This is a genomic window from Rhodococcus sp. PML026 (assembly GCF_000963615.1).
In the GTDB taxonomy this organism is placed as follows: Bacteria; Actinomycetota; Actinomycetes; order Mycobacteriales; family Mycobacteriaceae; genus Rhodococcoides; species Rhodococcoides fascians.
The window spans coordinates 612,081-637,057 of record NZ_KQ031373.1; the positions used below are offsets into that span (position 1 = coordinate 612,081).

Consider the following 24,977-nt stretch of genomic DNA (forward strand, 5'->3'; position numbering starts at 1 on the left):
CGCCCCTTCGCGGACTACCGACACGGCAACAAGCCCGTTGCCACCCGGGCCACCTCGCTTACTGACCTGAGCGCCCACTATTTCTCTGCATCCACGGGATCCCGCCTTTCGAGCCGAATTGTGGGCGCTGACATCAGTTGGCCGGCGCAGCGTGAACCGCCGACCCCCACTGGACCCACCTGACCTCGTGCACCGCTCCCCGTTCACCGGCACCCCGGGTCCACTAGATGTGACATTGACCCCCGAAAAGTCCACTCGACGTCACATTGAGTACCCCCGGGCGGGGACAATGGAGAATGAACACAATGTCTCGATGTGGGGAGCAGCAATGACCGCGCTGGATGCAGTACGACGACGCTGGCCGAAGACGATGCCACTTCAGCCGCTTCCGTCGGAGTCGTGGGCCAAGCAGGAGCCGACGTGGAAGGGTGCGAATCCTCAGGTCATCGAGTCGGCGTTGAAGCGTGCGAAGACTCGGACGTCGGGCAATTGGTTCGTTTTCGCTGCCAGTCGCGACGTGAAGGCCGACAAGCCGTTCGGTCGCTATGTCGGCACCACCGAGTTGGTTGCGTGGCGGGATTCGGCGGGCAAGGTGCACATCGGTCCGGGTGCGTGTCCGCATCTCGGGGCGGCACTCGATACCGCGAAGATCGAGTGCGACGCGTTGGTGTGCCGGTGGCATGGGCTGGCGTTGGGTCCGAAGGGTAAGGCGGGCTGGCGGCCGGTTCCTGCGTTCGACGACGGTGTTCTGGTGTGGGTCCGGCTCGACGAGCTGGGCGGCGAGGAGCCGACGCCGGTGCCGGTGGTACCGATCAGGCCCCCTGCGTCGACGTCCATTCCTGGTGTCGTCACGTTGATCGGGAAGTGCGAACCGGACGACATCATCGCCAATCGCCTCGATCCGTGGCACGGCGCATGGTTCCATCCGTACTCGTTCGCGAGGCTGAAAGTGGTCAGCGCGCCCACCGACATCGATGTGCCCGAGGAGGACGATCGCTTCCTGGTCGATGTCACGTTCCGCGTCAGTCGCGGCATCGGTGTTCCCGTTCGAGCCGAATTCGTCTGCCCCGGCCCACGCACCATCGTCATGCGCATCCTCGACGGTGAGGGGGCGGGAAGCGTCGTCGAGACTCACGCGACTCCCCTGGCTCCTGCGCCCGACGGCACCCCGCGGACGGCGGTCGTCGAGGCGACGATCGCGAGCTCGGATCGACCCGGCTTCCAGATGGCGCGCAAGGTCTCGGGATTGTTGCGTCCGGCGATGAACTTCACCGCCGCACGTCTGTGGAAGGACGACCTCGACTACGCCGAACGTCGTTACGAACTGCGCTCGACGGGTCGCGCGTGATCTAGCCTTCGACGAACGCGGCGAGTTGGCCGATGACGGTTCCCCAACCGTCATGGAAGCCCAACTCCTCGTGCATCTTTCGGTCTTCTACGCCTGCCACCCCTGGGGATAGAAGCAGTCGTACACGAACGACGGGACCGCCTCCTGCACGAGCGGAAACACCGGTTCCCACGCGCGAAGCGACAGCGCGAGCAACTTGGCCCGATACCGGGGGACGCACGGCACGATGGTCACCATCGGACCGAGTGTAGGTTGCAGCATTCGAGCGAGGCGGCGGTTCGACCGTCATACCGACTGCCGCACGCCACCCCCATTGCGCCGCAGCACTATTGGGTGGAAAGAATTTCCAAAAAAGTGCCGAAAAGGTCTTGGCACTCGCCGCATTCGAGTGCTAATTTCTGTGTTGCACAGTTGAGGAGCGCCTCGCCACAGGGGCGAGCGCATCTGGGTACAGGAGGTGGTTGCTGTGCTTCGTTTCGATCCGTTCCGTGACGTCGATTCGCTCACCTCGGCATTGTTGGGTGCGTCTACCGGTTCGGACCGCGCACCGCGATTCATGCCCATGGATCTGTACAAGGTCGACGATCACTACGTACTCAGTGCCGACCTTCCCGGCGTCGACCCGGGATCCATCGACGTCGACGTCGATCGCGGCACATTGACGCTCACCGCGCGACGAACAGTGCCGGAAAGCTCCGGCGTGCAGTGGATTTCATCGGAACGGTTCGCCGGGACGTTCCGTCGACAGATCTCTCTGGGTGACGGCGTCGACACCGAGGGCATCTCGGCGTCGTACGACAACGGCGTCCTGTCGATCACCATTCCGCTTGCCGAGCGAGCGAAGCCGCGCAAGGTCGACATCGCTCGTGCCGAGCTGACCGGCGAGCAGAGATCCATCGAACACCAATCGACCTGATCCGTCACGCGCACAAGCACATCGAGCACTGTCGAACTACTCAGGGAGGGTGATGCATATGGAAACGGATACCGTGGTCTGGCCGGAATCTCCCGATCGTGACCAATGGTGGCGCACGGTTCTCGGGGTCGGGACCGAGATCCGTGAATGCGCCGCGGCCGATCTACTGGATCAGCAGCGAGCAGAGCCGGTCGACGACGACCTCTACCCGCACGTACCGCGACAGCCCGTCGCTGCGTGATCCCAACGACCGCAAGGCCCGCACCGACATTCGGTGCCGGCCTGCGTCATTGCCGCACCGAGTAACTGGTCACAAGGCCAGACATCACAGGACCAACGAGTAGAACGTGCTCGACGGGTCCACGACGTAGTCGCCGAACGGGGGCACTGCGACGAATCCATGTCGCTCGTAGAGGCGTCGAGCTGCGGCGAAGTAGTCCTGGGTGCCCGTCTCGAGGCTGACGCGCTCGAACCCCAGCCGCCGCGCCTCCGTCAGAACGTGCTCGAGCAGTTCGGACGCCACCCCGCGGCCCCGCGCGAAACGCGAGGTACGCATCGACTTCAGTTCCCCGTGTTCAGGAGTGAGTGTCTTCAGCGCGGCAATGCCGAGCAGTGCCCCGGCCTCCCACGCCGTCCACACCCGGATGTCCGGCCCGCGCAGGCCCGACTGATCCAGTGCGTGAACACTCTCTGCCGGGGACGTCGCGTGCATGTCCGCAAGGTGCTCGACGAGCAACGCACCGACCTCCGGCCGCGACAGATCGTCGACCTCGAGACGCATGCAACCTCCTGTCGTGAGTGGAAGTTCGACCCCTGCTACGAAGTACCACTCACCTGCGGCGAAGCCGCTCCAAAGCGTCGAACATCTTGAATCGTCCACTCGTGGGCACGGTTTCGATGTCGTGGCCGGTGACGCCCCAGCCCGCCAACAGGGTGTTCGCTGCCTGCAGTCCGGTGGTGGCGGCACGTTCCATGAGAGCAACGGGCAGATCGATCCGAATGCCGTCACCCGCGAGTACCAGCGAGGGCTCGGGGGTGCGGACGGTGGGCCGCTCGGCGAATGCTCCGAGACCGAACATCGGACAGTCGTCTCGCCATTCGGATCGTTCCGCGATCACCTCTGCCGCAGCGGTTTCCGGGTAGATCTCGTGCATGCGAGCCATCAGCTGCGCGCGGGTGACCTCCTCGGATTCCTCGGCGGCGTAGGCATGCAGTTCGACGACCGAACCTCCGGTCCTCGCTGCCCACTCCGCGGCCTCGTCCTCGAACCGCTCGAGCACACTGATGTTGTCGATCGGAGGCATACCGCCGGTGCCGATGAACGCGGGACGATCGGCATTCACCGCCTTGCTCAGCCACACGCGGTGGACCATGAAAGGCGGGGTGTTCTGCAGCGCGCCGATCTGCTTGCGCCACGCCGGCGTCCCGAGCTCGGGGGATTGCTCGAGCACCCGCTGCAATCCGGCGATGTCGGTAGCGAGGACCACAGCGTCGGCGTCGATGATTCCGCCGGCGTCGACGCGGAACTTGCGCAGGCCACCGCGGGTGATCTCGCCACACGGAGTGGACGTTCTGATCTCGACACCGAGACCACTGAGATTCTCCCCCAACGGGTTCCACAGTGCCTGTGGGTAGGGATCGCGGGGGACGTCGAAGATCAAACCCTCGGAGGAGCCGAGGAAGTAGATGTGGAACATCATCGCCAGTTCGGCAGCCGACATCTCCTCCGGGTCGGCGAAGAAGCTGCGGGAGAACACCCCGAACGCCAGATGGCGTGCCGCTTCGGGGAAGTTGATGTTACGCAGGAACTCCGCAGCGGGAGTGGTGTCGAGTTCGTCGAAGGTCTTCGGCACGCTCACCGTCATGAGCGGCAGGGCGGCGATTCCGTTGAGGTCGGTGAGGTCCTTCCACCGGAACGTCGGACTGCGCTTGACGAACGCGAACGCGTTGAGCGGTGGCGTCTCCGGCAATCCCTTGAATCCGTCGATACGTCCGTCGCCGTCGATCAACGGGTAGTCGTCGACCGGGCGTAGACGCGCCAGGTCTGGGTCGGTGCGGCGCAGCAGGTTTCGCAGGTTGTAGTACTGCCGGAAGAACGCGTGGAAGCCGCGGCTCATCGTCGCGGGCGAGCCGTCCTCCAGCGTCGTGTCCCAGCCACCGACGCGGCCACCGAGGTAGCTTTCGCGTTCGACCAGATGAACCTTGACGCCGCGTTCGGCCAGCGCGGTCGCGGCGCTCAGCCCCGCGATACCGCCGCCCACCACCACCACATGCGGGACGTCGGCCAGCTGGCCTGCGTCCGAATATCCTTGCACCGCAGCATGGGTGACCTTCTTGGAGTCGGTCAACGCTCTTCCTTCGCGGGTCGAGAGCCCAGGAACGTGTGCACCACACCGTTCTGCCATCCGGTCATCGTCTCTCGGGCGACACCGCTGTAGCCCGCACGCTGCATCCGTCGCATGAACGCCGATGCGCCGTCGAACGTCACGACGCTGCGCCACAGATGCCGATACAATGTGGCGTCTCGCGTCGCGAGCCAGCCGAGCGGGATGATGATGCCCCAGCTCACGACGTTCCAGGAGATGCGAGCACGCAGTGAATCGTGCACCGAGTATTCGTGGAACGCGATCGTCGAACCCGGACGCAGCAGCGCCAGTAGCGATTTGAGTTCGGTGTCGGGGTCGTCGACGTTCCTGATCAGATATGCGGCCAGGATGGCGTCGAACGGTCCGTCGACCCCGTTCACGGCCAGATCCTCCACCCGCGAATGCACGAACGTGACGTTCGACGGCCAGTCCTTGCTCCGGGCGACCTCGAGCATCTCGGCGGACGCGTCGGCGGCGACGATCTCGGCGTGCGGTGCCGCTTCGAGCAGCGCTGCGGTGGACGCACCCGTACCGCAACCGATATCGAGCAGGCGCAGTCCGCTCCCGAGGTCGGGGATGCGGAGGCGCTGCGCGGACTTGACGAGGTGCTCGTGGTAGCCGGGGTTCGCTCCGACGAGTCGGTCGTACGCCTTGGCACCGACGTCGAATGCGCCGGGAACTTCGTTTCGCGGCAGACCGCGCTTACCGACCTTCACAGTGCCTCTTCCTTGCTCACGCGGGCAGCTGGCCCACCCTGGACCGACACGACATCTCCGTGCTGCAACTGCCGTCCGCGGCGGATGTCCACGTCCCCGTTGACGCTGACTAGGCCGTCGGCGATGATGCCCTTGGCTTCGGCACCGGATTCGATCAGGTTGGCGAGCTTGAGGAATTGGCCCAGCCGGATCGATTCGTCGCGGATGGGGACATCGTGTGCATCGGACATGTCTCCATCCTGTACTAGCGGGCCGCTCGCTGCTACCAACGAGTCACATCGCGGCGCGGAAGCGGCGCAATCGCAGGCTGTTGCTCACCACGAACACCGAGGACAGCGCCATTGCAGCCCCGGCGAGCATCGGGTTGAGCAGGCCCGCCGCCGCGAGGGGGATCGCCGCGACGTTGTAGGCGAACGCCCAGAACAGGTTGCCCTTGATGGTGCTCAGCGTGCGACGCGAGAGCCGGATCGCATCGCCGACCGCCCGTAGGTCGCCGCGGACCAACGTCAGGTCGCTCGCCTCGATCGCGACATCTGTACCGGTCCCCATCGCGAGCCCCAGGTCGGCGGTGGCCAGCGCTGCCGCGTCGTTGATGCCGTCGCCGACCATCGCCACGACCTTGCCTGCGGCCTGCAGTTCACGAACGGCATCGACCTTGCCCGACGGCAGCACACCGGCAACGACCTGCTCGATGCCTACCTCCGCGGCGATCGTTCGGGCGGCGGCCTCGTTGTCGCCGGTGAGCATGACCGGCGTCAGGCCCAGCTCGCGCAGTTCTGCGACGGCCTGCTTCGACGTCGGCTTGACCGAGTCGGAGACCACCAAAACCCCGCGGGCCTTCCCGTCCCACCCGATCGCGACGGTGGTACGTCCCTGGCGTTCGGCGTCGTCGAAGGCATCGGCCAGTTCCGGTGGCAGGGGCATCGACCAGTCGGCCAACAGGCTGCGACGGCCGATGACCGCGGCGCGACCCTCGACGACGCCCTGGACACCGAGACCCTCGAGGCTGGCGAACCCCTCGACAGCCGTGGACTGGGTCGAACCTGCGATGGCCCGAGCGATGGGATGCTCCGAACCCGATTCCAACGCTGCCGCCACGGCACGGACCACGTCCTCGTCCTCGCCGTCCGCCACGTGCACCGAATGCAGTGTCATCTCACCGGTGGTGACGGTGCCGGTCTTGTCCAGCACGACGGTATCGATGCGGCGGGTCGATTCGAGCATTTCGGGGCCCTTGATCAGAATCCCCAGCTGCGCCGCCCGACCGGTGCCGACCATCAGTGCTGTGGGGGTGGCCAGCCCGAGTGCGCAGGGGCACGCGATGATCAGGACGGCTACCGCCGCCGTGAAGGCAGCGGCCACCGAATTGCCGGTACCGAGCCAGAATCCGAGCGTCGCCACCGAGACGGCGATGACGATCGGTACGAAGATTCCCGAGATGCGATCGGCCAGACGCTGGGCCTGAGCCTTGCCGGTCTGCGCATCTTCCACCGCCTTCGCCATCTGCGCGAGCTGGGTGTCTGCACCGACTCTGCTGGCGCGCACGGTGATTCGACCACCGACGTTCACCGTGGCTCCGATCACCGCGTCGCCGGCCCCGACCTCCACCGGCACCGACTCGCCCGTCAGCATCGACCGATCGACAGCCGAGGATCCACTCTCGACGGTTCCGTCCGTGGCGATCTTCTCACCCGGACGAACGACGAACAGATCGCCGACGGCGAGCTGATCGATCGGAATCTGCTGTTCCTCATCGCCTTTCAGCACAGCGACGGTCTTGGCACCGAGGTCCATCAGTGCGCGCAACGCCGCACCGGCCTGCCTCTTGGACCTGCTCTCGAACCACCGGCCGGCCAGGATGAAGGTGGTGACACCCGCAGCCGCCTCGAGATAGATATTGCTCGCCCCGTCCATCCGCGCGATCGTGAACTCGAACGGATGCGTCATGCCGGGCTCGCCGGCTGTACCGAAGAACAGCGCATATAGCGACCAGCCCAGTGCAGCAAGGGTTCCCATGCTCACGAGGGTGTCCATCGTCGACGTACCGTGCTTCAGGTTGGTCCACGCGGCCCGGTGGAACGGCAGCGCTCCCCAGACCACGACCGGCGCGGCGAGAGTCAACGACAGCCACTGCCAGTTGGTGAACTGGAGAGCCGGAATCATGGCCATCGCGATGACCGGAATGCTGAGCACTGCCGAGACGACCAACCGCTGTTTCAGCGGATCGGTAGGGAGATCGTCCTGTGGCTCGGCGGCGGGCAGCGTGGCGGTGTACCCGGCAGCTTCGACGGCGGCGATCAGGTCCTCGGTAGCAACACCGTCACTGGTGACGCGCGCCTTCTCGGTGGCGTAGTTGACCGTCGCCGATACCCCGTCGAGCTTGTTGAGCTTGCGCTCGATGCGGTTGGCGCACGACGCACAGGTCATGCCGCCCAGAATCAGTTCGGTTTCCGTACTCATCCCTGATTCCCTTCTGCCTCGATGACGAATGTGGCCGTGCGGACGACACCCTGCGGCTGAAAGTCCGGATAGAGCGCAAATGTTCCGTCGTGGGACTCGTGGTCGGAATGCGTCGGTTCGCTGGGCGACGCGTCGGGTCCGATCGCGTGGCCGACGAACAGGGCAAGAAAGAAGACGAGGGCTATCCCGACGACGAATCCGACGAGCTTGGTCGGGGTGCCGAGTTCCTGTCGTGTGGAGTTCACATCCCTACCCTACCCCCCCAGGGTATCTAGTGGGTAGCGCCGATCGCCTTCTTGAAGCCGACGTGTGAGGCAGTGAAGCCCAGACGGGTGTAGAACCGGTGGGCATCCACTCGACGCGAGTCGGACGTCAGCTGCACCAGAGCGCACCCTCGCCGCGTGGCCTCCTCGATCGCCCACTCGATCAACGCGCCACCGAGCCCGCGGCTGCGCCAGGTAGCGGCCACCCGTACGGCTTCGATCTGAGCGCGCAACGCACCACCTCGCGCCAGTCCCGGAATGACCGTCGACTGCAGAGTTCCCACCACCTCGTCACCGTGCACGACGACGACCAGCACGTTCCGTGGATCGGAGGAAATGTCCTCGAAAGCGGTGCGATATCCGTCCATGTTCTCGACGGATTCGCGCGTCGCGCCCAACTGGTCGTCCGCCAGCAGCGCCACGATCGACTCGAGGTCCGACGCCACCGCCTCACGCACGACGCAGGTCGATCCATCGGTCAGAGCTAATTCCATCGGTGTCATTCGGTCGTGAAAAGTCATGTCCACGACGGTAAACGAAGCGTTTTGTAACGCGAACCATCCGAGCGACGAAATGCCGGGTAACCCACTGGCAATTGCAGTCGGGATCGGTTCGGGCGTGGATGATGGGGATCGAAAACATGAATGGTGGCAAGTCGAAGCGTGTGCGCATCGCGCTCAGCGCGTTTGCGATCGGCGCACTCGGTGCCGGAGTGCTGGTAGCAGCACCCTGGTCTGCGTCGGAAACGAGTGTCGAGGCCTCCGTCGAGCTGGTCTCGACATCGACCTGCTACGACATGGTGAGCATCGCCATCGGCGGACGCGGTGACACCCCACGCGAGGGCGTCAAGTGGCTGACCAAGCCCGACGGCACCCGCCTGCCCGCAGCGATGTCCGGTGACTACTCGAGCGACTGGATCGACCAGGCCGTGCGAGCTCCGAACAACGGCAACGTGGTTCCCGACTCCTACGCCGCGGTCTACGTCGAGTACCCGGCCGACCTGGCGAGCTACGAGAACGCCGTGCAGACGGGCGTCACCAACTCGCAGACCATCATGAAGGAAATCTCCGCGTCCTGCCCCAAGACTCGCTTCGCCATCGTCGGCTACAGCGAAGGCGCAGACGTTGCTCGCCGCACCGCCATGGAAATCGGCAATCAGGCCGTTCCCGAGGACGGCAAGTACGGCATCATCGACCCCTCGCAGGTCGTCGGCGTCGTCATCTTCGCCGACGCGGGACGCGTCGCAGGAGAGGGACCGTTCCCCGGTGCCGAGAACCCGTTCAGTAACCCGGACGGTTTCGACACCAAGTACCAGAACGGCAACAACGCCATCCCCGGACAGGGTGCATTGCCGGGAACGTCGGGCGGCTTCGGCGCACTCGACGGACGCGTCGCGTCCTTCTGCTCCGACGGTGACCTGACCTGCGCACTGCCCGCCAACACGTCGCTGATTCACCTGGCCGCCAACGTCGGTCGACAGGTCAACGCCGATGCGCTGCAGAACGAGAACCTCACCCCGGCCACCGGAGCCGACCTGGCTCTGGCACTGGGACGCATCGCAGTCAACGCCTTCAACGACATTGCGTCGCAGCCCAATTGGATGCAGAGCGACGAGACCTTCCTCGACGTACTGATCAAGGTGTCCGAGCCCAACTACAAGCCCGGCACCGCAACGACCCCCGTCTCGGCCAAGGTCGATGGTGAAGAGCCGATCGAGACCGGCCAGATGGTCGACATGGTGTACCTGCCGCAGAAGATCTTCAAGGAGATCACCGGGTTCATCTCGTCCAACCAGAACACGATCCCGGTCATCATGAACGATCCCTACGGCCTGACCCTCGGGCCCGGCTCGGGACACCACTTCGACTACTGGCGCGACGCCGACGCCGCCAACGGCAAGCCACTGACCTCGGTGCAGTACGCCGCAGCCTGGCTGACCCAGCTGGCCGAGCAGGCCAACCGGGGCGAGCCGGTGAAGACCAAGGAAGTACAGGAGAAGGCAGGCCGCGCAGCAATCCAGGCCATCGCCGCCACACCCGAGACCACCACCTCGGCAACGGCAACTCCGACGGCAACGACGACAGCACCGGTCACCACCAGCCCCGCTGCCCCGGCCGCCCCCGCTGCCCCGGCCGCCCCCGTTGCGCCTGCTCCCGCCCCCGCGGCCGAGGTGCCGGCACCCGCACCGGCACCGGCTCCCGCTGCCGAGCCTGCAGAACCGGCCTGCACGACTCCGGTCGAGGGTGAGACACCCGTCGAGGGCGCACCGCCGGTATGCGTCACCGCGCCCGCCACGGACACCCCGGTCACCCCCGAGGCCGCAGCTCCGACGACGACTGTTGCACCCACCCCGTAGGTGCGTGGAAACTCGTAGCCCACTACGTGTTCAGTCCGGGGACATATGAGACACGAGATGTCCACGGACATGTGACACACAGGCTGTGGTGATGCTGCGGGGCACTGTGACCGGCTATGGAGTAATCCATGGCCAGATCGGATGCCCGGATGAACCTGCTCGACGCCACCTTGACCGCATGGATCATCGAGGGAGCTGACGTCTTCGACGAACGAGGCCTGTCTGGCTTCTGCGCCGATCACGGGCTCTCCCGCAGTACTGCCAACCGTCACGCCGCCCGGATCCGGGAACGGGGCCGGTGGGAGCTCGACTCCCGCCGGCCTCGTTCGAGCCCGGCACGCACCCCTGACACTGTCGAAGCCCACATCATCGCGCTCCGCGGCGAATTGGGCCGCGAAAACGGTGCCGACAACATCCGCTACGAGCTGACCAAGATTGCCGCCGAACATGATTGGGCCGGCAAAGGCTGGAAGATCCCAGCCCGATCGACCATCAACAACATCCTCACCCGCCACGGCCTGGTGACCCCGGAACCCAAGAAGCGACCCAAATCGTCCTACCGCCGGTTCCAATACGCCCGACCCCGTGACTGCTATCAGATCGACGCCACCGAAGTCGTACTCGCCGGCGGTGGGAAAGCCACCGTCTTCGAGGTTCTCGACGACTGCACCCGCACCCTCGTCGCGACGTACGTCTGCCACGCCGAGACCACCGCCGGAGCCATCACCGCCATCGGTACAGCGTTCGCCGACTATGGTGTGCCAGCAATAGTGTTGTCCGACAACGGAATGGCGTTCTGCGCAACCGCATCGAAGGGCCGCTCGAAGTTCGGTGCATTCGTCACCGATTCCGGTGCCCGGCTCATCCACTCGAGTCCGTACCACCCGCAGACCAACGGCAAAGTCGAACGCCACCACCGGACCTTCAAAGAGTGGCTCACCGACCAACCCACCCGGCCCGCCACCGCAGCGCAACTACAGAAATCATGCAACCGATACCAGAAGTTCTACAACACCGACCGCCGCCACAGTGCCGTGAAAATGCCCCCTGATCAGGCATGGAACCGAGCTGCGACCCTCGGCGGTCCACAGCATTTACCCGCCCAGGTCGACGCCTCCGTCGGCACCCATCGCGTCTCCGACTCCGGCGTGATCGCCGTCGGCAACCACACGATCTCCGTCGGACGACCCCACGCCTACACTCGCGTGACCGTCCTACGCGACGGCAACCACGTCACCGCCTACACGGCAAGCGGAGACGTCCTCGGCCACCTGCACCTGAACACCGACAAGCGCTACCAAGGACAACTCCACCGCCCCGCAGCCTAGAATCGTGTCCCACATGTATCGAGACACCCGTGTCCCACATGTATCAAGACAGCACACGTAGCCCACTACGAGTTTCCACGCACGACGGGTGAGCGACGCGCCAGCAGAACAGCGGCACCCGTCACCACAGCAAGAACCACGAGCCCGGCCACCGACAGCACCAGGTGGTCGGGCTCGCTTGTGCGTGTGGCAACGGCGCTGTCGTACACCGAGGCTGTTTGATAGCTCGCAGCGTAGGCGGTGACAGGGAGCGCCATGACGAACAGCGCCGGCAGTGAGATCACCAGAGATCCGGGCGAGGTCGCCAGTGCGGAGACCAGAACATAGGCCGCAACGAGCGGCAGAGCGAACTGCGAGACGATCGGAATGTCGACGTAGTTCTCCGTCAGGCTCGTAGCAGCGATGACGAACAGGCCGCCCAGCCCGATGTACAGCTGCGGCCACCGGTAACCGATCCCGGCTCCCACTACCAACAGTGCTGCGCTCGCGCACAACCGAACGGCATCTCCCGCGGCGAAGCCGGAGGTGCCCAGGGCCGTCGCCGACACTGCGAACAACACCAGCAGCAGCCGTCCGTCCCGCCCCGGAAGTAGGAACGACGCCAGCAGCGCGGAAGCCGCCATACCGACGAGAGCAACGAGCCACTCGACGCTCCGCGTATCGGCATCTGCCGCAATCCAGCTCAGGACGCTGGCCACGACGGGCAGCGACAGGCCGACGAGCAGAATCCGCGGGGTCTCGGGTGGCTGCACCACCTCGTGATGGCGTGCCAGAAACAACGTGACTGCCGCGGCCACTGCAGCGATCACCATGACGATCGCGCGCTCGGGCGCCACATCGTCCTCGGCACCGACCACATCCCAGACGAAGACGGGACCGTCGTTCGCCTGCAACAGCGCATCGAGCCAATAACCCAGCAGCCCGGCGCCCACAACCGAGACACCCAGGGCGGCCTGTGCACCACGGTGGTGTCCCGACAAAACCGCGGCCGCACCCAGCAGCACACCGGTGCCCACTGCAGCGGCCCAGTGCCCGAGCATCCCGGGCACCATTCCGACGGTCTGGAACACCACGACGAGCAGCGCTGCCATCGCCACAATGGTCGCAGTTGGCGCACTGGCCCGGGCCGCGGAGACCGCCGTCCCACAGGCAGCGACGGCAACGACTGTGAGCCCGTTGACAATCGACCAGAACGACCCGAATTCCGCAGTGCTGTTCACCAGCGACTCGACGGGGCCGATGTCACTGATGGCATAGCCGAGAACGAAACCGGCCAAGAGCATCGACAGTACTTTCATACTGCCGATCATGCCGTCAGCCGAATTTCACTCCCTGCGCCAGGGGCAGTTCGTTGGAATAGTTGACCGTGTTCGTCGCCCGGCGCATGTAGGCCTTCCATGCGTCCGAACCTGATTCGCGTCCGCCGCCGGTTTCCTTCTCACCACCGAAAGCACCGCCGATCTCGGCGCCCGAGGGACCGATGTTGACGTTCGCGATACCGCAGTCCGATCCCGCAGCCGACAGAAAACGTTCTGCTTCACGCAGGTCGGTGGTGAAGATCGACGACGAAAGCCCCTGTGGCACATCGTTGTGCAGGGCGATGGCCTCGTCGAGGGTGTCGTAGGTGAGCACGTACAGGATGGGCGCGAACGTCTCGTGCCTGACGATGTCGGTCTGGGCGGGCATCGTCACGATCGCGGGCTGCACGTAGTACGAATACTCGTCGACGACATTCACGCGCTCACCGCCGACCACCACCGTTCCGCCGTCGGACTCGGCGGCCTCGAGCGCCTTCTGATAGCCGGCGAACGCGCCAGCGTCGATGAGCGGTCCCACCAAAGTGTCGCTCTCCAAGGGAGATCCGATGGACAGCGTCTCGTACGCCGAGACCAACTTGGCCACCAGTTCGTCCGCAACCGAGGAATGCGCGATGACGCGTCGGAGCGAGGTGCACCGCTGACCGGCCGTACCCGCAGCCGAGAACACCAGCCCGCGCGTCGTGAGATCGAGGTCTGCCGACGGCGTGACGATCGCCGCGTTGTTGCCGCCGAGTTCGAGCAGCACGCGCCCGAATCGCTGCGCAACCCGCGGCGCAACAGCCTTGCCCATCCTGGTCGAACCGGTTGCCGACACCAGAGCAACACGCGAATCATCCACCAGCGCTTCACCGGACGCTCGGTCCCCGATCACCAACTGAGCGATCTTGGGATCCACGCCTGCAGCGGCAGCAGCACGCTCGAACAGAGCCTGCACGCCGACGGCAGTCAGCGGGGTCTTCTCCGACGGCTTCCAGATGACGGTGTCCCCGGCCACCAACGCCAACGCCGTGTTCCAGCTCCACACCGCGACAGGGAAATTGAACGCCGTGATGACGCCGACTACACCGAGCGGATGCCATTGCTCCATCATGCGATGCCCGGGGCGTTCGGTGGCAATGGTGTTGCCGTACAGCTGACGTGACAGGCCGACGGCGAAGTCGCAGATGTCGATCATCTCCTGCACTTCCCCGAGCCCCTCGGAGACGATCTTTCCGGCCTCGATGGAGACCAGCGCGCCGAGGTCCTCCTTGTGCGTACGCAGCAGTTCCCCGAGTTCTCGGATCACCTGACCCCGCGCCGGTGCCGGCACCTGCGACCACGAGACGAACGCCGCAGCTGCGTCCGCGATGACACCGTCGACGTCTGCGGCAGAGGCCGATGCCAGCGACGCCAGATTTCCGCCGGTGATCGGCGATCTCGCGGTGATCGCGTCGGGACCGGCCGGCACGTCGAGCGCGATCGTCGCACCCAGCCGGTCGAGAATGGCGCGCGTACGCACACTCAGCTCGTCGTGGGTGATGGATGCAGACATGCGCGTACACCTTCCGTGGAGAGAATCGAACCGTCGGACATAAGCCTACCGACGGGGGTTACAACCGCATTATTTCCTGCCTAATGGTCTTGCTTACGGAATATTAACGCGTATGTTCGTCATCATGACGCAAGTATTACAGCGCACCGGAGTGCCCATCGACGCCTCGACCGCTCGCGGCGTGATCGGTGAACACCTACTGGCCGACGGTTTCGAGCTGGTCCTCGACCTCGACGCCTCCACCGGGTCCACCCTGGTCGATGCCCGAGACGGCACTCGCTACCTGGATCTGTTCACCTTCTTCGCGTCCAATGCCCTGGGTATGAACCACCCCGCCTTGATCGACGATCCGAATTTTCGGGCCGATCTGCTGCAGGCGGCGATGAACAAACCCAGCAACTCCGACATCTACACCGTGCCGATGGCACGTTTCGTCGACGCGTTCGCCCGGGTGTTGGGCGATGCTCGGCTACCGCACCTGTTCTTCGTCGAGGGCGGTGCGTTGGCAGTGGAGAACGCATTGAAGGTGGCATTCGACTGGAAGTCCCGGTGGAACGAGCGCAAGGGAATCGATCCGTCCCTGGGCTCGCAGGTGATGCACTTCGAGCACGCGTTCCACGGGCGCACCGGGTACACGATGTCCCTCACCAACACCGACCCGAACAAGGTCGCGCGCTTCCCGAAATTCGACTGGCCCCGAATTCCGTCCCCGTTCATCAGATCCGACGCGAACATGGACGAGCTCGAAGACGCGTCGTTGACGGCCGCACGGCTGGCCTTCGAAGCCAATCCGCACGACATCGCCTGCGCCATCATCGAACCCATCCAGGGCGAGGGCGGGGATCACCACTTCCGGCCCCGCTTCCTGCAGAAGCTGCGCGCACTCTGCCACGAGTTCGACGCACTGTTCGTCATGGACGAGGTGCAGACCGGAGCCGGAATGACCGGCACCGCATGGGCTTTCCAGCAGCTCGACGTCGTCCCGGATGTGGTCGCCTTCGGCAAGAAGGTCCAGGTCTGCGGAGTGATGGCGGGCGGTCGCGTCGACGACATCGACGACCACGTATTCGCGGTCAGCTCCAGAATCAACTCGACGTGGGGTGGCAGCCTCACCGACATGGTGCGATCGCGTCGAATATTGGAGGTCGTCGAAGCCGAGAACCTCATCGAACGCGCCGGCCAACTCGGAACAGTCTTGCTGAAGCAGTTGCAGGAGTTGGCAACTCGACATGAGATGGTCTCCGAGGTTCGTGGCCGCGGACTCATGTGCGCCTTCTCCCTGCCCGACGCCACGACCCGCGACCGAGTGATCGAACTGTTGCGCACCGAGGAGCACGTACTTGCGCTCGGCTGCGGCGACGCGGCAGTGCGATTCCGGCCGGCACTGACAGTCACCGAAACCGAACTGACACAGGCAATCGAGTCCATCGATCGGGTGTTGAGTCGGCTCTGACCCACCGCGTCAGGCAATCCTTGACACCAGCCGCCGCCTTCTGTCAGGATAAACCTGACACAGGAGGTGGATCATGGATCCGATCGAGCTGGCCGCCGAGGCCGACATCACTGCGGCAACACGGGCGGTCGTGACGGCCGCAGCCACCGAGGCCGGTCGCAATGCCGACGAGATCATCGGCACCGGCCCACTGCCGGGCACACCGGAATGGGAGGCAGAGCAGTCGACCGACCTGCCTGCACGACGGAGCCTCGCGTGGCATCTGTTGAGTCTTCGTGTGCAACTGGCGGCGGGGCTCGACGGCATCGAAACCGTTGTGGTGCTGCGCGTTCAGGGTGCGACGTGGGCGATCATCGGCCAGGCGGTCGGCATGTCTCGTCAATCGGCGCACGAGCGATGGGGTGCCCGCGCGGCAGCGATTCTCGATCCCGTCGGCGATGGGCAGCCCGACATCGTTCCGAACGACAGTCCGGCGTGACTTACCGCAGCACGGTCGCTGCCGCGGCTGCCACGGCGTCGGCCGCTCGCTGCAGTGCAGGCGACGACAGCGACCACTGCTGCCAGTACAGCTGAACGTCTTCGATGCCGTCGGCGTCGAAGCACCTCAGCGAGTCACAGTCCTGGAGGTCCGGGATCATTCCCCAGCCGAAGCCGAGTGCCACCGCCCGGGCGTAGTCCGAGGACGCCGGGACGAGGTGGCGGGGCGGAGTGTGCGAATCGACGCCTCGGTGCCGTAAGTAGTTGTCCTGCAATCGGTCGTCGGCATCGAACACCACCACCGGTGCGGTGCTCAGTGCCTCGATCGTCGTGCCGGCACCGAACCATCGCTCGATGAACTTTTCGGTTGCCGACGGCCGGTAGCGCATGGCGCCGAGGGATCGGACGGTACACCCACGGACCGGTTCGGACACCGATGTGATTGCAGCAGAGACGATTCCGTCGTGCAGGAGCTGGGCCGTGCGGTCCTGGTCCTGACGATGCAGATCGAAGGTCGTCGTACCGGCGAGTGGCGCGAGCGCAGGCAGCACCCACGTCGCCATCGAATCGGCATTGACGGCAATCGAAATGGGGGCCGAGACGCCGTCGTCGTTGAGCTCGGCCCTCGTCTGATCCGTGAGCGTATCGATCTGACGAGCCAGGCGTAGTACCGCGGCACCCGACTGGGTGGCCACCACCGGTTTCGTCCGCTGCACCAGGGTGCGCCCCAACGACGCTTCGAGCGACTTGATTCTCTGGCTTACTGCCGACGGGGTCACATGCAATGCACGTGCGGCAGCCTCGAAAGTTCCACCGTCGACTACTGCTGTCAGCGCTCTGAGCTGCTCGATCTCCACAATATGAAGTTACACTTACCGATGGTGAAAAACATTCGCTGGCTCTAATGCTGGTCGCCTCCTAGCGTGAACAGCATGACCTCGCTTGCCGCAGCACAATCGACGTTGACCGGATTGGGAGTCGGCCTGTCCCTTATCGTCGCCATCGGTGCGCAGAACGCGTTCGTCCTGCGCAAGGGCCTGCAACGCACCCATGTGTTCCCGGTGGTTGCGGTGTGCGCGCTGTCCGACGCCGTGCTGATCGTCGCCGGGGTGGCGGGCATCGGCGTCCTCGTGGACCGGTTTCCGCTGGCGTTACGCGTCGTCACCGTGCTCGGAGCGCTGTTCCTCTTCGTCTACGGAGTGATGGCGCTGAACCGCGCCCGCACCCCAGCGGCGATGACCACCGACGGCGGCGGTGGGGGCTCGCTGATCGCCGCTGTCGCAACGTGTCTCGCGTTGACGTGGCTCAACCCGCACGTCTACCTCGATACCGTCGTATTTCTCGGGTCCATCGGTAACCGGCAGCCGGGCGAGCTTCGGTGGTGGTTCGCCCTCGGTGCCGTGCTGGGCAGCGTGCTCTGGTTCACCGCTCTCGGATACGGATCGCGCGTGCTCAGCCCCCTGTTCGCGCGGCCGACGGCGTGGCGGGTCCTCGATCTCGGGATCGGAATCATGATGCTCACCCTGGCCGCGCTGCTGTTGTTCGGCTGAGTCTGCCGCGCCGACGGAGCGCGAGCAGTGAGCTGAGTGTCCACAATTCTCGATCGCGGCCCTCATCCCGATTTCGCATCCACAGAATGGACACGCAGCCCACCAACCGATACGAAGGACCCATGGCACAGCTGACGACGTTCCCGGAGCCCGAGTCCTCCTTGTCCGATCCCGCCGACCTGTTCGTCGAGTACCTCCGCTTCTACCGCGGTGAGCTCGCCCGGCGGATCGCCGCGTTGAGTGACGACGCGCTGGCCACGTCGGCTGTGCCGTCGCAGTGGACTCCCCTCGAGATGCTCATCCATCTTGTGTACATGGAACAGCGCTGGTTCGTCTGGGGGTTCCTCGGGCGCGCCGTCGACGATCCGTGGGGGGACAAGAAGGACGGATCCTGGCATGTGCCGACCGACGTGCCGGCGGCGGCATTGCTCGCGCGCCTCGACGACGGCGCTCGACTGACCGAGCAGGTGCTGCGGTCTCATCGCATGGACGACGTGGCCACCCTGGGTGGACGATTCACCGAAGAACAGCCCACCCTGATCTGGATCTGCTTTCATGTACTGCAGGAATACGCCCGCCATCTCGGCCACCTCGACGTCGCCGTCGAACTGACCGGCGGGCCCACAGGCGAGGGGCCGCAATGAGAATCAACATCACCAGTGTGTTCGTCGACGATCAAGACAAGGCATTGGCGTTCTACACCGACGTACTGGGCTTCGTGGTCAAGCACGACATTCCCATGGGCGGAACAGATCGCTGGCTCACGGTCGTATCTCCTCAGGAGCCGGAGGGCACCGAGCTACTGCTCGAGCCCAGCGGCCATCCGGCAACCGGCCCGTTCAAGACGGCACTGTTCACCGACGGCATTCCGTTCACCCAGTTCGCCGTCGAAGACGTTGCAGCCGAACACGATCGGCTTGTCGGACTGGGTGTCAGGTTCACTCAGGAGCCCACCGAGATGGGCCCGGTGATCACCGCCGTGTTCGACGACACCTGCGGCAACCTGATTCAGATCATCGCTCCGGTGAGCTGACCGGTCACACGTTCGCGTACAGATCGACGGTGGTGCCGTCGGGATCGTGCACGACGGCATAACGCTGCCCCCAGAACGCATCCCACGGCTGCAGGTGCCCTGTGTACCCCGCGTCGGTCACTGCGGCCCACGCGGCATCGACTCCGGCGGCCGTGCCGCAGTCGAATGCCAGCGCGACGCGGTGGCCTCCGCTGGGCGCGGTCCACGTCGGATCGAACGAGGTGATCGTCGAGGGTAGGTCGAACAACAACCGAACCCCACCGAGGTCGACCTCCACATGTTGCTCGGCATCGGCCTCGGCCGGAATGTCCAGTCCCAGAACGCGGTAGAACGCCAATGCAACTGCCATATCGGCGACGACGATTTCGATTCCTGCCAGACGTGGTTTCACCCGGACAAGGGTAGCCACGTCAGCCCCAGTTCGCGGCATTCGTCAGGCAAAACGGATGCCCGGCCGGATCCAACAGCACACGCCAGGTCTCACCCGGTTGCTCGTCGGGCACAGTTGCCCCCAACTGCACTGCGGCTTTCGCGGCCGCATCCAGATCGTCGACCGCGAGATCGAAGTGAAACTGTTTGCTGCCCTTCGTGTTCGGCCACTCCGGCCGCTGATAATTCTCCACGCGTCCGAATCCGAGCGCGCTGGAGGGCCCCTGCAGCATCGCGTAATCCTTCTCCGCGTGGACGACGGTCCAGCCGAGTAGCGCAGACCAGAACGTCGCGCTGGCCTCGGGATCTCCGCAGTCCAGCGTGACCATCTTCAGGGTTGCCACGGGTGCATCGTTCATGGTGTTTCTCCTCGACAGCGTCGATCGTTTCTCGAAGGTGTCGGACCAGACTCCTACACTGACGCCCGTGCCGGATAGGAAAAATGCGACAGCCACCCACGCCGGTGTCCTGCGGCCGGATCAGCTGGCGCAGTATGTCGACCTGGTCCGGCTGCCGTGTGCGGCGTCGTTGGAACCGTGGGTCGAGAACTACTGGCAACTTCGGTGGGATCTGCCGTCGGGCACCTCGTATCGCAGCTCGACCCTGCCCCACCCGGCATGCACGCTCAGCGTCGAGCACGGCTGGACCCGCGCCGGCGTCACCGAGCCGGTGGTCGTGACCGGAGTGCTGACCCGACGGTTCGACGTCGAACTCGCCGAGTCCGGGTGGGTGTTCGGCGTCAAGTTCCGACCCGGCGGCTACGCGAGCTTCACCGGAACCGTGGCCCGAACTCTGCGCGACGTCCCAGTAGCTCCGCCCACCCCGTTCCGATCGGAGACCGTCGCCGCGTTGACGCGACTGGACGCACAGCACGACGCCGACCACTGCCGAACCGTCGTCGACGCGGTTCTCGAGCCCTACGCCCACGATGTCGAGCCGGAGTACGAGGTCGTCTTGGATGTCATCGGCACGATGCTCGGTGATCGGACGCTGATACGCGTCGGCCAGGTGGAGGACAGATGTGGCATCGGGACTCGTCGGCTACAGCGGTTGTTCGAGCGTTATGTCGGTGCGACGCCCAAGTGGGTTCTGGGCCGATATCGGATTCACGACGCCCTCAGTGATCTCGACAACGGATACAGCGGGTCGCTGGCGGAACTGGCCGCGCGGTACGGATGGTTCGACCAGGCGCATTTCACCCGCGAGTTCACCGAACTGGTCGGTGTGTCTCCCGGTACGTATCAACTGTGAGTAACACCTTCGTCACGCAATGCGACTTTTGCCGATTCGTTTGGCACAGTATCCCGCGGTGCTCGGTAGCACCCGGTGGGCAACCGCAGCACAGAGGAAGAGTGGGCTTCAACGCATGATCAACATTCTCGTCGCCGGTGGAATCGCATTGGCGGTCTCGATTCTGTTGACGCCATTTCTCATCGCGCTGTTCACCCGGCAGGGCTTCGGCCAGGAGATTCGCGTCGAAGGCCCGGCGAGCCACCAAGCCAAGCGAGGAACGCCGACGATGGGCGGCGTCGCGATCATCGTGGGTCTGTGGGCCGGTTACCTCGGTTCCCACCTCGTGGCGATGGGAGGCGACGGGCCGTCGGCATCGGCGCTGTTGATCCTCGGTCTCGCGACCGCCCTCGGCATCGTCGGTTTCCTCGACGACTACATCAAGCTCCGGATGAAGCGAAGCCTCGGCCTCAAAGCCACCGGAAAATACGTCGGGCAGATCAGTGCCGCGGTGATCTTCGCGGTTCTGGCTCTGCAGTTTCGCAACGGCAACGGGCTGACGCCGGGCAACGTCGAACTGTCACTGGTGCGTCAGTCGACGTTCTTCACGATGGCTCCGATCGTCTTCGTGCTGTTCTGTGTGTTTCTCGTCGTTGCCTGGTCCAATGCCGTCAACCTCACCGACGGGCTCGACGGGTTGGCGGCGGGCTCGATGACCCTCGTCCTCGGCGCCTACACGGTGATGACGTTCTGGCAGTACCGGCAATCGTGCGCCACCAATTCGGTGGCCGGGTGCTACCAAGTGCGTGATCCCCTCGACCTCGCTGTCGTGTGCGCGGCGGCCGCGGGAGCGTGCATCGGATTCCTGTGGTGGAACGCGGCACCGGCCAAGATCTTCATGGGCGACACCGGCTCCCTGGCACTCGGTGGTCTGCTCGCCGGCCTGTCCGTCGTCAGCAAGACCGAGCTGATCGCGGTTGTCTTCGGAGCCCTTTTCGTCGCCGAGAGCGCGTCGGTGGTCATCCAGGTCGCGTCCTTCAAGTCCACCGGCAAGCGGCCGTTCCGGATGGCACCGATCCACCATCACTTCGAGTTGGGTGGCTGGGCGGAAACAACGGTCATCATCCGACTGTGGCTGTTCGCGGCCATCGCGTCGGCGCTGGGGCTCGGATTGTTCTACAGCGAGTTCCTCGCAGCCGTCGGCTGACCTCTACGATTCCGATATGACCGACGAACTGTCTCCGCTGGCCAAGGTCGATGCTCTCGCCGCCGAACTCGAGACCCTCGATGCTCGACGCGTCGCCATCGGAGTCGAACTCGTCAACCTTCAGTTCGGACTCGACGGAAACGCAAAGATCCGCGCCACCGAGGTCTTTCACAGCGACTACCTGGGCAGGCTGTTCACGTTGGTCGACGAACTACGCACGGACGAGTAGGGCTCGCTAGAGCGCATCCGGGTCCGATCGTGACACCGCAGTCAACCGAAAATCCCTCAGCGACAACGTCCATGCCGCCACCGCGGCCAGCACGGCACCGCCGACCGGAAACACCGTCCACGGACTGCCGATGATCGGGGTGAAGGTCGACTCCGGCTCACCGCGAGAGATGTACGACGTATCGGTGCTGTACAGGTCCGATACATACGTGTCCGAGAAGTACGTGTCTGCAGTGTGAATGTCCATCGAAGTCCAGCCGTAGTCGGATGCTGGAGTCGTTGGCTCGTCACCCGAGTCCACGAACATCAACGTGGGGAGCAATGGAGCCGCGGTGTCCGCCTCCGACCGCTGCGGCGGCCAGTGGGTCCACGCGAAGGCGCTGCCCGCTCCCAACGCCGCACCGACGACGATCAGCAACGCGAACAGGTGGGCGGAACTGTACTGACGGTCTCTGACGACGCGCATTCCGGAATCGACGAGAAACCACGCCACCACCAGAGCCAGAGCCACTCCGGCGGCAACGAGATACAGCGACACAGGGAACCAGCTCGGTCGCAGATGTGCCGTCCCAGGAGTGTCCGGCGGTTCGGTGATCGCAACGTGCCACACCACTGCGGCCGCAGTCCCTGTGGCCGCGCCGACGCCCCCAAGCACTGCGACGAGCGATCTGCCGGATGGTCTGTCCACGCGCGAGACTCTACCGGCCAGTCGGTCTCTTGACCTGAAGCATTGTTCAGGTTCTACCGTTCGATGCATGACGACACAGCGCCCTATGCAACCACCCGAGATGCAACCCATCGGCTTCTGGACCATCCGCGCCGGGGAGGCCGTCCGCGCTCGAACGCGCGGAGCGCTCCGCGACATCGGCATCACCCAGGCCGAATGGTGGCTCCTGCATCAGATTTCACTGCATCCCGCTGGTGCCGATCGAGCGAGGACTATCGACACGATCGGACACAACGACACCCCTGGCGCGATCGTCGACGCAATCGACTCCGCTACCGAGAAGGGGTTGATCACCGAATCCCATGCACGACTGAAGTTCACGCCTGAGGGCGAGCGGCTGTTCGCCCGCGCCGCGGACATCCAACGGATGCTGCAAGACGAACGCATGCAGGGAATCAGTCAGGACGATTTCGCGACCACTATCCGCGTCCTGCAACGAACCATCGAGAACGTCGGCGGCGACGCATGGCACTGGTAGGGCAGTCGCCCGGAAACGACAGCGTCAGCGTCGCTTTCTGGTGAACAGAACACCGACCACGAGGCCGAGAACAGCGCCGAGGACGGGCAGGCCGAAGACAACGAACGCCGTTGTGTAGGTGATTCCCAACGAGCGGATGTAACTCGAACTGTCCACGACGAACGCGTAGTTGACCCGTCGCGGCCTGATCTCCCACAGCAAGTATCCGAGCGAGCCGATCAATCCGAGACACAGCCCGACCAGGGTGCTCAACCTACGCATTGCCGTGCGCCCCACGGGCCGCGTCGGCAAACTCCGCCATGCTCGGGAACTGCATCGCAAAACCGTAGTCGCCGTTCGGCTCCGGTGTTGCGCCCCACCCTGGCCGATCGTGTCTGCGATCGATCCACACCGACGCAAGGCCGTGACGCCGCGCCGGGACGTGATCGTGGAACAGGCTCTGTGCCACGTGCAGCAGACGTGATTTGGGCACACCGAAGTCGTCGAGGATCGCGTCGAGCGCATCGAAATGGTTGTCCGCCGGCTTGTATGCGTGCACATCCTCGGCTGTGACGATGGCGTCGAATTCAACGCCGAGCCGACGGTTGCTACCGGCAAAACCCGCGCGGTGCACGTTGGACAGAATCACCAGCTTGTAGTGCTCGGCGAGTGATGCCAGTGCGTCCGCCGAGTCCGGAAACGCCGGCCAGTCCGGAACGGAGCCGGCGAGTCTGCCTGACCAGTCCGGGGTGACCGGTATACCCAGCGCGTCGCCTGTTCGTCCGAATGCGTCGGCCAGGATGTCGGGATAGAGCATCGACGGTGAATCCTGCTGCGCCTGTGCTTCGTTGGGGGCATAGGCGGCGAGTAATTCGTCTTCGGACATCGGCGATCCTGCATCCGCAGCCCATGCGCCGAGCACGTCGCCGATCCCCGACTCCCAATCGATCAGCGTTCCGTAGCAATCGAAGCTCAAGACGTCGTAGTCGGCCAGGTTCATCGGGCTCCCTTGGGTATTCGGTGGCGGTCGGATCCGGATGCCTCTATCGTCTGCAGGTCATGAGCATCGTACTGCGGTTGGCCGACCCTCGACCGATCGATGGTCGGCGGTTGTGACGTCGACCCGGCTACGGCGGGCAACTGCCACCGATGCCGAATTCCTGTACTCGATGGCCTCGGACGCCTCCGTCATGCGGTGGGTGGGCGACGGAAAACCCTGGACAAGAACCTATTTCGATGGTCGATTCAACCGCGCATTGGCGACGACGGACCTCGATACACCCGACCTGCCGATGTGGTCGATCGGCGTCGAAGACGCGGTACCGGTCGGACTGCTGAGCCTCATCCGTCGAGCCGATCACGTCGAGGTGGGCTACTGGGTGCATCCGGACCACTGGGGACGCGGCTGTGCTGGGCAAATGCTGGGCTTGGCACGCGAGACCGTGGGCAACCTCGCAATGGTTGCGACAGTCGCACGCGGCAATGCCGCGTCGCGCCGAGTGCTGGAGAAGGCAGGGTTCACAGTCGTGCACGACGGTGATCCGTTGACCTATCGTCGATCACCGTCGTCCTGATTCGACTGC

Annotated in this window: 31 protein-coding genes; 15 read left to right on the forward strand and 16 right to left on the reverse strand. The window is 64.7% G+C overall.

Going from position 1 to position 24,977, the window contains the following annotated elements; genetic code table 11:
• Positions 1–328: 328 nt before the first annotated feature.
• The gene (locus tag VF34_RS13550) at positions 329–1,348 is read left to right on the forward strand and encodes a Rieske (2Fe-2S) protein (protein ID WP_032374614.1); all 1,020 of its coding nucleotides are present in this window, start codon (positions 329–331) and stop codon (positions 1,346–1,348) included.
• Positions 1,349–1,435: 87 nt separating this feature from the next.
• Here the strand turns inward: VF34_RS13550 and VF34_RS24695 are convergent, their stop codons facing one another.
• Entirely contained in the window at positions 1,436–1,585 is a 150-nt protein-coding gene (locus tag VF34_RS24695; RefSeq protein ID WP_045841694.1) for a hypothetical protein, read from the reverse strand.
• 229 nt (positions 1,586–1,814) lie between these two features.
• Between VF34_RS24695 and VF34_RS13560 the strand changes: the two genes are divergently transcribed.
• Positions 1,815–2,264, forward strand: coding sequence for an Hsp20/alpha crystallin family protein (locus VF34_RS13560; protein WP_032374627.1), 450 nt, complete (start codon positions 1,815–1,817; stop codon positions 2,262–2,264).
• Between the two features lie 58 nt (positions 2,265–2,322).
• Positions 2,323–2,505 (forward strand): hypothetical protein, encoded by a 183-nt coding sequence (locus VF34_RS13565; RefSeq protein ID WP_032374615.1) that lies wholly within the window; start codon positions 2,323–2,325, stop codon positions 2,503–2,505.
• An 84-nt stretch (positions 2,506–2,589) separates the two neighbouring features.
• On the opposite strand, the gene VF34_RS13570 is transcribed toward VF34_RS13565, so the two are convergent.
• The 7 genes from VF34_RS13570 to VF34_RS13600 are packed head-to-tail and all read right to left on the reverse strand — an operon-like array spanning position 2,590 to position 8,590.
• Positions 2,590–3,045, reverse strand: a complete 456-nt coding sequence (locus tag VF34_RS13570; RefSeq protein ID WP_032374616.1) for a GNAT family N-acetyltransferase — start codon at positions 3,043–3,045, stop codon at positions 2,590–2,592.
• A 49-nt stretch (positions 3,046–3,094) separates the two neighbouring features.
• The gene (locus VF34_RS13575; protein ID WP_045841522.1) at positions 3,095–4,612 is read right to left on the reverse strand and encodes an FAD-dependent oxidoreductase; all 1,518 of its coding nucleotides are present in this window, start codon (positions 4,610–4,612) and stop codon (positions 3,095–3,097) included.
• On the reverse strand, positions 4,609–5,346 hold the full coding sequence (locus tag VF34_RS13580) for a class I SAM-dependent methyltransferase (RefSeq protein WP_032367575.1): 738 nt from the start codon (positions 5,344–5,346) through the stop codon (positions 4,609–4,611). The genes VF34_RS13575 and VF34_RS13580 overlap by 4 nt, the downstream gene beginning before the upstream one ends.
• On the reverse strand, positions 5,343–5,576 hold the full coding sequence (locus VF34_RS13585; RefSeq protein ID WP_027494925.1) for an RNA-binding S4 domain-containing protein: 234 nt from the start codon (positions 5,574–5,576) through the stop codon (positions 5,343–5,345). Before VF34_RS13585 ends, VF34_RS13580 begins: the two co-directional genes overlap by 4 nt.
• A gap of 43 nt (positions 5,577–5,619) precedes the next feature.
• Positions 5,620–7,806, reverse strand: coding sequence for a heavy metal translocating P-type ATPase (locus VF34_RS13590; RefSeq protein ID WP_032374618.1), 2,187 nt, complete (start codon positions 7,804–7,806; stop codon positions 5,620–5,622).
• Complete coding sequence (locus VF34_RS13595; RefSeq protein WP_032374619.1) at positions 7,803–8,051, reverse strand: hypothetical protein; 249 nt, start codon at positions 8,049–8,051, stop codon at positions 7,803–7,805. Before VF34_RS13595 ends, VF34_RS13590 begins: the two co-directional genes overlap by 4 nt.
• 26 nt (positions 8,052–8,077) lie before the next feature.
• Positions 8,078–8,590: a GNAT family N-acetyltransferase gene (locus VF34_RS13600; RefSeq protein WP_230593513.1), complete on the reverse strand. Its 513-nt coding sequence runs from the start codon at positions 8,588–8,590 to the stop codon at positions 8,078–8,080.
• Between the two features lie 104 nt (positions 8,591–8,694).
• Between VF34_RS13600 and VF34_RS13605 the strand changes: the two genes are divergently transcribed.
• Positions 8,695–10,425, forward strand: coding sequence for a cutinase family protein (locus VF34_RS13605; RefSeq protein WP_032374620.1), 1,731 nt, complete (start codon positions 8,695–8,697; stop codon positions 10,423–10,425).
• Between the two features lie 128 nt (positions 10,426–10,553).
• Positions 10,554–11,753: a DDE-type integrase/transposase/recombinase gene (locus VF34_RS13610; protein WP_231578188.1), complete on the forward strand. Its 1,200-nt coding sequence runs from the start codon at positions 10,554–10,556 to the stop codon at positions 11,751–11,753.
• 65 nt (positions 11,754–11,818) lie between these two features.
• Here VF34_RS13610 and VF34_RS13615 read toward each other — a convergent pair whose 3' ends face one another.
• Positions 11,819–13,051 carry a hypothetical protein gene (locus tag VF34_RS13615; RefSeq protein ID WP_155289501.1) on the reverse strand — a complete coding sequence of 411 codons (1,233 nt, stop codon included), beginning with the start codon at positions 13,049–13,051 and terminating at the stop codon, positions 11,819–11,821.
• Between the two features lie 16 nt (positions 13,052–13,067).
• A complete protein-coding gene (amaB, locus tag VF34_RS13620) occupies positions 13,068–14,603 on the reverse strand; it encodes an L-piperidine-6-carboxylate dehydrogenase (protein WP_032373368.1) in 1,536 nt (511 codons plus the stop codon).
• 124 nt (positions 14,604–14,727) lie between these two features.
• Between amaB and lat the strand changes: the two genes are divergently transcribed.
• Positions 14,728–16,056, forward strand: coding sequence for an L-lysine 6-transaminase (lat, locus tag VF34_RS13625; RefSeq protein WP_032373564.1), 1,329 nt, complete (start codon positions 14,728–14,730; stop codon positions 16,054–16,056).
• 73 nt (positions 16,057–16,129) lie between these two features.
• Complete coding sequence (locus VF34_RS13630; protein ID WP_032373369.1) at positions 16,130–16,534, forward strand: hypothetical protein; 405 nt, start codon at positions 16,130–16,132, stop codon at positions 16,532–16,534.
• Between the two features lies 1 nt (position 16,535).
• On the opposite strand, the gene VF34_RS13635 is transcribed toward VF34_RS13630, so the two are convergent.
• On the reverse strand, positions 16,536–17,393 hold the full coding sequence (locus VF34_RS13635; RefSeq protein WP_032373370.1) for a LysR family transcriptional regulator ArgP: 858 nt from the start codon (positions 17,391–17,393) through the stop codon (positions 16,536–16,538).
• A 72-nt stretch (positions 17,394–17,465) separates the two neighbouring features.
• Between VF34_RS13635 and VF34_RS13640 the strand changes: the two genes are divergently transcribed.
• From VF34_RS13640 to VF34_RS13650, 3 genes are all read left to right on the forward strand, one after another.
• A complete protein-coding gene (locus VF34_RS13640) occupies positions 17,466–18,083 on the forward strand; it encodes a LysE/ArgO family amino acid transporter (protein ID WP_032367950.1) in 618 nt (205 codons plus the stop codon).
• A 122-nt stretch (positions 18,084–18,205) separates the two neighbouring features.
• Positions 18,206–18,727, forward strand: coding sequence for a mycothiol transferase (locus VF34_RS13645; RefSeq protein ID WP_032367951.1), 522 nt, complete (start codon positions 18,206–18,208; stop codon positions 18,725–18,727).
• The gene (locus VF34_RS13650; protein WP_027494935.1) at positions 18,724–19,116 is read left to right on the forward strand and encodes a VOC family protein; all 393 of its coding nucleotides are present in this window, start codon (positions 18,724–18,726) and stop codon (positions 19,114–19,116) included. The genes VF34_RS13645 and VF34_RS13650 overlap by 4 nt, the downstream gene beginning before the upstream one ends.
• Before the next feature lie 4 nt (positions 19,117–19,120).
• Here VF34_RS13650 and VF34_RS13655 read toward each other — a convergent pair whose 3' ends face one another.
• Both VF34_RS13655 and VF34_RS13660 read right to left on the reverse strand, forming a co-directional pair.
• On the reverse strand, positions 19,121–19,507 hold the full coding sequence (locus tag VF34_RS13655) for a VOC family protein (protein WP_027494936.1): 387 nt from the start codon (positions 19,505–19,507) through the stop codon (positions 19,121–19,123).
• Positions 19,508–19,526: 19 nt separating this feature from the next.
• Positions 19,527–19,904, reverse strand: a complete 378-nt coding sequence (locus VF34_RS13660) for a VOC family protein (protein WP_032367582.1) — start codon at positions 19,902–19,904, stop codon at positions 19,527–19,529.
• A 67-nt stretch (positions 19,905–19,971) separates the two neighbouring features.
• On the opposite strand from VF34_RS13660, the gene VF34_RS13665 reads away from it, so the two are divergent.
• From VF34_RS13665 to VF34_RS13675, 3 genes are all read left to right on the forward strand, one after another.
• Positions 19,972–20,796, forward strand: coding sequence for a helix-turn-helix transcriptional regulator (locus VF34_RS13665; RefSeq protein WP_230595153.1), 825 nt, complete (start codon positions 19,972–19,974; stop codon positions 20,794–20,796).
• Between the two features lie 115 nt (positions 20,797–20,911).
• Positions 20,912–21,982, forward strand: a complete 1,071-nt coding sequence (gene mraY / locus VF34_RS13670) for a phospho-N-acetylmuramoyl-pentapeptide-transferase (protein WP_027494939.1) — start codon at positions 20,912–20,914, stop codon at positions 21,980–21,982.
• A 16-nt stretch (positions 21,983–21,998) separates the two neighbouring features.
• Positions 21,999–22,211, forward strand: coding sequence for a hypothetical protein (locus VF34_RS13675; protein WP_027494940.1), 213 nt, complete (start codon positions 21,999–22,001; stop codon positions 22,209–22,211).
• 6 nt (positions 22,212–22,217) lie between these two features.
• Here the strand turns inward: VF34_RS13675 and VF34_RS13680 are convergent, their stop codons facing one another.
• Entirely contained in the window at positions 22,218–22,898 is a 681-nt protein-coding gene (locus VF34_RS13680; protein WP_032389477.1) for a hypothetical protein, read from the reverse strand.
• A 67-nt stretch (positions 22,899–22,965) separates the two neighbouring features.
• Between VF34_RS13680 and VF34_RS13685 the strand changes: the two genes are divergently transcribed.
• Positions 22,966–23,415 carry a MarR family winged helix-turn-helix transcriptional regulator gene (locus tag VF34_RS13685; RefSeq protein ID WP_032373372.1) on the forward strand — a complete coding sequence of 150 codons (450 nt, stop codon included), beginning with the start codon at positions 22,966–22,968 and terminating at the stop codon, positions 23,413–23,415.
• Positions 23,416–23,439: 24 nt separating this feature from the next.
• Here the strand turns inward: VF34_RS13685 and VF34_RS13690 are convergent, their stop codons facing one another.
• Complete coding sequence (locus VF34_RS13690; RefSeq protein ID WP_032373373.1) at positions 23,440–23,676, reverse strand: hypothetical protein; 237 nt, start codon at positions 23,674–23,676, stop codon at positions 23,440–23,442.
• Complete coding sequence (locus VF34_RS13695; protein ID WP_032373374.1) at positions 23,669–24,394, reverse strand: haloacid dehalogenase type II; 726 nt, start codon at positions 24,392–24,394, stop codon at positions 23,669–23,671. Before VF34_RS13695 ends, VF34_RS13690 begins: the two co-directional genes overlap by 8 nt.
• 112 nt (positions 24,395–24,506) lie before the next feature.
• On the opposite strand from VF34_RS13695, the gene VF34_RS24355 reads away from it, so the two are divergent.
• Positions 24,507–24,968, forward strand: coding sequence for a GNAT family N-acetyltransferase (locus VF34_RS24355; protein WP_052060784.1), 462 nt, complete (start codon positions 24,507–24,509; stop codon positions 24,966–24,968).
• Positions 24,969–24,977: the final 9 nt, after the last annotated feature.